Here is a 7,090-nt window from a genome sequence, read left to right on the forward strand (position 1 = left end):
ATTGACAACCTCTCATGTCTGATCCATCGCCACTGTATATTTAGAGCCTATGTGGCCCAATATTCAGCGTTTTTATTTGTGCTTGCGAGAGCTCATTGAAATGCGAATTGAATGCGAATAAGACTTCGCATTATGGTTGAGAACTTCCAATAGGCGAGTTAGGCCATGTCGATACCATCTGCGCCGAATACCGTACCGAGCCGCGTTCGTCCCTTTGCTAAAACGCAGCGGCCAACGCCGCTCTTGTTGCGCATGATGCTAGGCCGCCAATTAGCGCCCACACGCCCTGAATTTGATGCCGCCGTGGCGGATTTGCAGGCTGGTGATCCAGCCATGGATGCATTGCTGGACTGGATGTTGAGTTATGGCATGGGGCCGGCGCGTAAGCTTTTTGCGCAAGCCATTGCTAAAGGCGTCGATAGTATTGCTGATTGTCCCGAGCCATTACGCGTGTTTTTTGCGGTGCTCGAAGCCGAGCCGGAATGGCTAGATTGGGACTTGCTCAACGAGGGCATGGGTTTTATTCACGGCGCAGGCCTAACGGCATTGCAAGTCATGCGTGACTTAGCGCTGATGGGCGGCTATTTATTATCGGGCTTTAACCAAGCTTTAGTAATGACCGGTGCGCTAACGCGAGGCACGGCGCAGCGCGTGGGCGAAACTGGCAAATGGTGGATGGATTGCACTGAGCCAGATGGCCTGCGCCGCTTTGGCCCCGGCTTCGCCACCACACTGCAAGTACGCATGGTGCACGCCGTGGTGCGCCGCCAGCTCGATAAGCGCGCTGACTGGGATCATTCGGTCTGGGGTCTGCCGTTAAATCAGATCGATATGGCGGCGACCTATTTGGGCTTTAGCGTGGTCATGCTCGGTGGCCTGCGCAAGCTTGGTGTGCAGGCAACGCCTCGTGAATCTCGCGGGGTGATGATGCTGTGGAGTTACGCCTGCTGGCTGATGGGTGTCGATGCACGGTGGCTGCGCTTTAACGAACGTGATGGTGCGGTGTTATTGCACGCGGCCTTGATGACGCAGAGCCCGCCAGACTGGACGAGTCGTGAGCTGGGCCTGGCCTTATCGAAAGAGCCATTGGAGCGGCATTTTTTAACGCAGGAGAATCTACGTCGCAAAGTGGCCTATCAAATTCATTTAAGCATTAGCCGCTATTTTTTGACCGCTGAGCAAATGCAGCAGCTTGGATTGCCTAGTAATATCAAACCGTGGTTTCCCTTACTGACATTGTTGCCACGCACTGTGCTGTATACAGGGCAGCGTTTGCGGCCCAGATGGCATGCGGCGCAGCAAGCGCGTGGGCGAAAATTACAAAAAATTGCCATGAAGCAAAGTCTTGGTCAGCGTCCGGCAGGAGTTGTTGATGCTGAGTTGGCACATCAACGCAGTGCAGCTAAATGAGCTGGCTAGCTGAGCGCCGAGAGCGCCGTGACATGCTTTCGCGCATCCCTGAAGCTAAGGGCTTGCCGATCTTAGGGCAAACGCTGAACTTCTTTTTCCGACCAATCTCCAGCGGCATCGACATGCATTTACGCCATGGTCCTGTGGTGCGTGGTAAGGCATTAGGCATTAGTTCATTGGCCTTAAGTGGGCCCGATGCGCTCGCCTTTGTGCTGAAAAACGAAGGCAATGTCTTTTCCAGTGGCGAAGGGTGGACGCCATTTATTGGACCATTTTTTACTCGCGGCATCATGCTGCTCGATGGCATGGAGCATCGCCAACATCGCGGCATTATGCAGGCGGCATTTAAGCGTCCGGCCATGGAGGCTTACCTCGAGGGCATGAATGAAGCGGTGCTTAATGGCATCGCGAATTGGCATCCGCGCCAACGTTTTAAGCTCTATCCAGCGTTGAAAGAGCTCACTTTAGATATCGCCACACAAGTGTTTATGGGCGAGCAATTAGGCCCCGAAGCTGACCGAATTAACCATGCTTTTGTCGATTGCGTGCGTGCTGGCACGGCCTTGGTGCGCTTCCCTGTGCCGGGCGGGCGTTGGCATCGTGGTTTGCAGGCGCGGAAAGAACTGGAGCAGTTTTTTCGCCAGCGTATCGCCTCCAAGCGTGACAATTTAGGGCCAGATTTATTCAGCTATCTACTTAGTGCTGAGGATGAGGACGGCATTGGCTTTCAAGACCAAGATATCGTTAATCACATGATTTTCTTGATGATGGCTGCGCATGACACTAGCACCATCGCACTCAGCTCGATGAGTTACTACTTGGCACGATACCCAGAGTGGCAGGAGCGTCTACGTGAGGAAGCTCAAGCATTAGACAAAGACACGCTGAGCTATGACGACCTCGCTGCATTGCCGCTCATGCAGCAGGTATTTTTCGAGTCATTGCGGCTGCTTTCACCGGTACACGTGCTACCGCGACGAACAAAGAAGGCCTGCCATTTTGCCGGCATGGATATTCCGGCGAAAACGTATGTGATTATCAGCCCTTTAGTTACGCATCATTTGCCACAGTATTGGCGCAATCCCGAGCTATTTGACCCTGAGCGCTTTAGTCCTGAGCGTGCCGAGCATAAAGGCCATCCGTATCAGTACGTGCCGTTTGGCGGCGGTGCGCATAAATGTATCGGCATGCACTTTGCTGAGATGGAAGTGAAGACCATTCTTTATCATTTGCTGCGGCGCTATCGCTGGTCAGTCGCCTCGGGCTATCGTATGCCGATCAATTTTACGTCATTGCCGACGCCAGCCGATGGCTTGCCGGTGCGGTGGCAAACATTAGAAACATCTGAGATGAGGGGTGCTGTATGAGCGCATGGCAGGGAAAAACGCTGTTTATGACGGGTGGAAGCCGTGGTATTGGACGTGAAATCGCGCTGCGCTTTGCCCGCGAAGGAGCCAATGTGGTCATCGCAGCAAAGACCGATCAACCGCATGCGCGCTTGCCCGGCACGGTGCATAGTGTGGCTGAGGAGATTAAAGCTGCAGGCGGGCAAGCGTTGGCATTAGTTGTCGACGCTCGTGATGAGGCGCAGCTGGTAGCCGCTATAGCGCAAACAATTGAGCATTTTGGTGGCATTGATGTGCTGGTGAACAATGCTGGATTTATTGGTGTGACGCCGATCGCCGCGACGCAAACCAAGCATTACGACTTAATGCATGCGCTGAACTCGCGCGCACCTATGATTACCATGCGTGAATGCCTGCCGCACCTGCTTAAAAGTGGTGGTCAGGTGCTCAACCTATGCCCTCCAATAAACCTGGACCCGGGCTGGCTGGGTGCCTTCGCGCCGTATACGAGTACCAAATACGCCATGACTTTGTTAAGTCTCGGCTTCCAGCAAGAGGTCGCTAATCGTGGTGTGCAAGTCCGTACATTGTGGCCGGCAACCTTAATTGCTACCGCCGCAGTGGGCATGACCGCAGGTGAGGCAGGCCTAGCCATGGCACGCAAACCCGCCATCATGGCTGATGCTGCTTATGCGCTTTTAACTGAGTGTGAGCGCTTCGCAAATGAAGTCTGCTGGCTCGATGAAACCGCGCTACGCCATATTGGCGTTACTGAGTTCGATGGCTATGCCAACGATCCATCGCAAGCGGCAAACATTCAGCGCGACTTCTATGTCGGTACGTTTTAATGGACTTTACGCTTAGTCCCGAAGTCGAGGCGCTACGCCAGCAAGTAGCTGATTTTGTCAGTCAAGAATTGTTGCCGTTGGAGTCGCAAAAAGGCTTTATGGATGCCCATGAAAACATCGACGAGACCGTGCTGGCGGGCTTACGTGTTAAGGCCAAGGCCGCTGGATTGTGGGCCTTTCAAATGCCCGAATCGCGCGGTGGCCGTGGTTTAAATCACGTGGGCATGGCGGCAATTTACGAAGAGGCGGCACGTTCGCCATTTGGGCCGGTAGTGTTTAACTGCGCCCCGCCTGATGACGGCAATATGCAGGTGCTGAATAAAGTGCTGAAAACCGAGGCGCTGAAGCAGCGTTGGTTGCAGCCAATTATCGATGGCAAAGTGCGCTCGGCTTTCGCCATGACCGAGCCGAAAGGCTGTGGCTCTGATCCATCTCTGACTTATACCAAGGCTGAAAAAATTGGTGATCAGTGGCGTATTACTGGCCGTAAATGGTTTATCACAGGTGCTGAGGGTGCGCAGACATTCATCTTGATTGCCCGCACCAGCGATGATGAGCGCAAAGGTCTGACTGCATTTTTATTCGATGCCGACTCGCCTGGTTGGCGCATTGAGCGGCGCATTGCCATCATGGGCCCCGAGGAGCACGGCGGCCATTGTGAGCTGGTGTTTGACGGCCTGATGATTCCGGACGAGCAGCGCTTATTGGAAGTAGGCGATGGCCTCAAAGTCACGCAAATACGTTTGGGGCCAGCGCGCTTAACGCATTGCATGCGCTGGCTTGGGTTGAGCAAACGTTGCTTAGAAATTGCCGGCGCATATATCCGCCAGCGCCAAAGCTTCGGCATTACCTTGGCCGAGCATGAGGGTGTGCAATGGATGCTCGGCGCTGCCGCCATGGACATTCATATCGGTCGGTTGCTCACGATGAATGCTGCCTGGATGCTTGATCAAGGCGACTTTGCTCGCAAAGAAGTATCGATGGCAAAAGTGCATGTCGCAGATACATTACATAAGGCCGCCGATACTGCCATTCAGCTCTTGGGTGCACAGGGCTATTCGAAAGACACGTTGGTGGAATGGGTGTATCGCTACGCTCGCCAAGCGCGTTTGGTCGACGGCGCTAGCGAGATTCATAAAATGGTTCTGTCTCGTAGCTATTTAGCCGATGAGACTGAGTTTTTCCGCTGGCACTGAAGCAGGCATGCAGGCTATATAAATCATTATTAAGCCGGTAGCGCTTAGGTCGGGCGCTGACGATAGGTCAGTGCTTCGGCCACTATCGCCGCACTCACCACATCAGCTGCCTCTAGGTCGGCAATCGTTCGCGCCACGCGCAATACGCGATGATACGCCCGCGCCGACAGCGCCATCCGCTCGCCAACGCTTTGCAAAAACTCATTCGCTTTCACGTCTAGTTGCGTCTGCAGTCCCGCTGCCGGCAAGTTCGCATTTAACACATCACCTTGGCGCGCCGCTTGCCGTGCTCTAGCCGTCATCACACGCTTACGCACCACCGCACTGCACTCACTCGGCGCACTATTGGCCCGAAGCAATGTCAGTGGCACCGCATCAACACGAATAGATAAATCCAGCCGATCGAGCAATGGCCCAGATATGCGCCCAGCGTAGCGCGCCGTCTGCTCCGGTGTGCAGCGGCAGATGTCGGGTTTAGCGCCTTTATGGCCGCAAGGGCAGGGGTTCATCGCGGCGATCAGCTGAAACTGAGCGGGATAGCAGAGCTGATGTTTGGCGCGAGCAATCCATACCTCGCCGGACTCTAGTGGCTCGCGCAATGACTCCAGCACATGGCGGTCAAACTCTGGCAACTCATCGAGAAATAAAACGCCAGCATGAGCTAATGAAATCTCGCCGGGGCGCGGTATGCCGGAGCCACCACCGATCAGCGCTGGCCGTGTTGCACTGTGATGCGGCGCACGAAAAGGCGGCTGGCTAGAAAGTTCGCGCGGATGATTTATCAGTGAATGCAGTGCTGTGACTTGCAGCTGTCGCTCGCAGTTCAGCGGCGGCAAGATGCTCGGTAAACAGCTCGCCAGCAATGTTTTACCTGAGCCAGGCGGCCCATACAGCAGCAATGAGTGGCCACCAGCGGCAGCTATTTCCAGCGCTCGGCGAGCGCCAAACTGGCCTTTTACTTGGCTTAGGTCATGACGAAATACCGCATCATGTGAGATCACCGCAGGCAGAGACGCATGCTCGACCGCATCTTGCTGGCCGCGTAAAAACTCCACTACCGAGCTTAATGTGCCAGCTGAGAGTACTCGTGCCTCCGTGACTAGTCTTGCCTCCAATGCATTCGCTTGCGGAACTAATAAACGCTGGCCAGCCTGCAAGGACGCCAAACTATCAGACAAGACACCGCGCACCGCACGTAGGTCACCCGATAAGCCTAGCTCACCAACACAGCAGAGCTGATTCAACGCTGATTCAGGTAATTGCTGGCTAGCGGCTAAAATACCCAGTGCTATGGCTAAGTCAAAGCGTGCGCCTTCTTTTGGCAGCTCAGCCGGCGCAAGGTTGATGGTGATGCGCTGTTGCGGAAAGGTGAAGCCACTATTAATGATGGCTGAGCGCACGCGATCTTTGCTTTCACGCACGCCGGCTTCCGGCATGCCGACCATCGCTAAGCCCGGTAGTCCGGCTGATAAATGCACTTCAATGCGCACCGCCGGCGATTGCAGGCCAACGCTGGCGCGGCTGTCGACACTGGCTAAGGCCATGGCGGCTCTCCATACCTATTATCAATAGGTATGGCTCAGCCATTGCCGTAGCGCTAGGTCGAGGGCGTTATTTTTTTTCGAGGGCGGTGAGCTGTGCTTCGAGCTCACGCAGCTGAGCTTCTAGTGCGTCTACTTTGCTGCGCGTGCGAGCGAGCAAAGTTTGCTGGACATCGAACTCATCGCGAGTGAGCAAGTCCATCCGCGACAGGGCATCGCGCAATAAGCCTTTGAGCGTGCCTTCAAGCTCGCTACGGGCAGTCTGCAAGCTGCTCGGCAGGCGCTCGCCAAACTGTTGGCCGAGGCGATTAATTAAGGTTTCGTGTGCCATGGGTCTATCTCCTAATGTGTCGGAGTTTACTGCATGGCTAGGTGTGCTGACGAGCGCACCGCTATGCATCATTTTGATGCGCAGCGGTGCAACTAATAGGAGTAGCCACATCATTGCACCAATTTGGTGCTAGCCACGAAGTGGTAGATATGGCAAGTGTTTATGCCTATTTAGTGGCTACGACCTCAGTATTTATGCCGCTTTGGCGGTGCAAACTAAGCGCGTTGAGATGTGTTTTGTGAAGTTGGCACGGCAGCTGCAATGTTTATCGTGCACATCGTGGAATCAATACCGCGAGTCATCCTAAATAGAGTGAATGGAGTTTGACCATGAAACTGACCAAATTATCACATGCTGTTATCGCTGCTTCTTTAATGACTGTCGGCGCAATGGCTCACGCTGAAATTACTACTTCTGG

6 protein-coding genes are annotated in these 7,090 nt (G+C 54.4%); 4 read left to right on the top strand and 2 right to left on the bottom strand.

What is annotated here, in order from left to right:
- Positions 1-165: 165 nt before the first annotated feature.
- Genes AC3DKE_RS05745 through AC3DKE_RS05760 form a run of 4 tightly spaced genes read left to right on the top strand, consistent with a single transcriptional unit; the run spans position 166 to position 4,800 of the window.
- On the top strand, positions 166-1,410 hold the full coding sequence (locus AC3DKE_RS05745) for an oxygenase MpaB family protein (protein WP_487990206.1): 1,245 nt from the start codon (positions 166-168) through the stop codon (positions 1,408-1,410).
- Positions 1,407-2,777, top strand: coding sequence for a cytochrome P450 (locus AC3DKE_RS05750; RefSeq protein WP_487990207.1), 1,371 nt, complete (start codon positions 1,407-1,409; stop codon positions 2,775-2,777). Before AC3DKE_RS05745 ends, AC3DKE_RS05750 begins: the two co-directional genes overlap by 4 nt.
- The gene (locus tag AC3DKE_RS05755; RefSeq protein WP_411729542.1) at positions 2,774-3,604 is read left to right on the top strand and encodes an SDR family oxidoreductase; all 831 of its coding nucleotides are present in this window, start codon (positions 2,774-2,776) and stop codon (positions 3,602-3,604) included. Before AC3DKE_RS05750 ends, AC3DKE_RS05755 begins: the two co-directional genes overlap by 4 nt.
- On the top strand, positions 3,604-4,800 hold the full coding sequence (locus AC3DKE_RS05760; protein WP_411729541.1) for an acyl-CoA dehydrogenase family protein: 1,197 nt from the start codon (positions 3,604-3,606) through the stop codon (positions 4,798-4,800). Before AC3DKE_RS05755 ends, AC3DKE_RS05760 begins: the two co-directional genes overlap by 1 nt.
- Before the next feature lie 44 nt (positions 4,801-4,844).
- On the opposite strand, the gene AC3DKE_RS05765 is transcribed toward AC3DKE_RS05760, so the two are convergent.
- Positions 4,845-6,344: a YifB family Mg chelatase-like AAA ATPase gene (locus AC3DKE_RS05765; RefSeq protein ID WP_340676022.1), complete on the bottom strand. Its 1,500-nt coding sequence runs from the start codon at positions 6,342-6,344 to the stop codon at positions 4,845-4,847.
- 67 nt (positions 6,345-6,411) lie between these two features.
- Positions 6,412-6,672, bottom strand: coding sequence for an accessory factor UbiK family protein (locus AC3DKE_RS05770; protein WP_340676023.1), 261 nt, complete (start codon positions 6,670-6,672; stop codon positions 6,412-6,414).
- Positions 6,673-7,090: the final 418 nt, after the last annotated feature.

The sequence above is a fragment of the Paraperlucidibaca sp. genome (assembly GCF_982810325.1).

Bases quoted from the DNA above. Each gene is read 5' to 3' on its own strand.
- AC3DKE_RS05745 (WP_487990206.1), top strand. From the start codon at position 166: ATGTCGATACCATCTGCGCCGAATACCGTACCGAGCCGCGTTCGTCCC.
- AC3DKE_RS05750 (WP_487990207.1), top strand. From the start codon at position 1,407: ATGAGCTGGCTAGCTGAGCGCCGAGAGCGCCGTGACATGCTTTCGCGC.
- AC3DKE_RS05755 (WP_411729542.1), top strand. From the start codon at position 2,774: ATGAGCGCATGGCAGGGAAAAACGCTGTTTATGACGGGTGGAAGCCGT.
- AC3DKE_RS05760 (WP_411729541.1), top strand. From the start codon at position 3,604: ATGGACTTTACGCTTAGTCCCGAAGTCGAGGCGCTACGCCAGCAAGTA.
- AC3DKE_RS05765 (WP_340676022.1), bottom strand. From the start codon at position 6,344: ATGGCCTTAGCCAGTGTCGACAGCCGCGCCAGCGTTGGCCTGCAATCG.
- AC3DKE_RS05770 (WP_340676023.1), bottom strand. From the start codon at position 6,672: ATGGCACACGAAACCTTAATTAATCGCCTCGGCCAACAGTTTGGCGAG.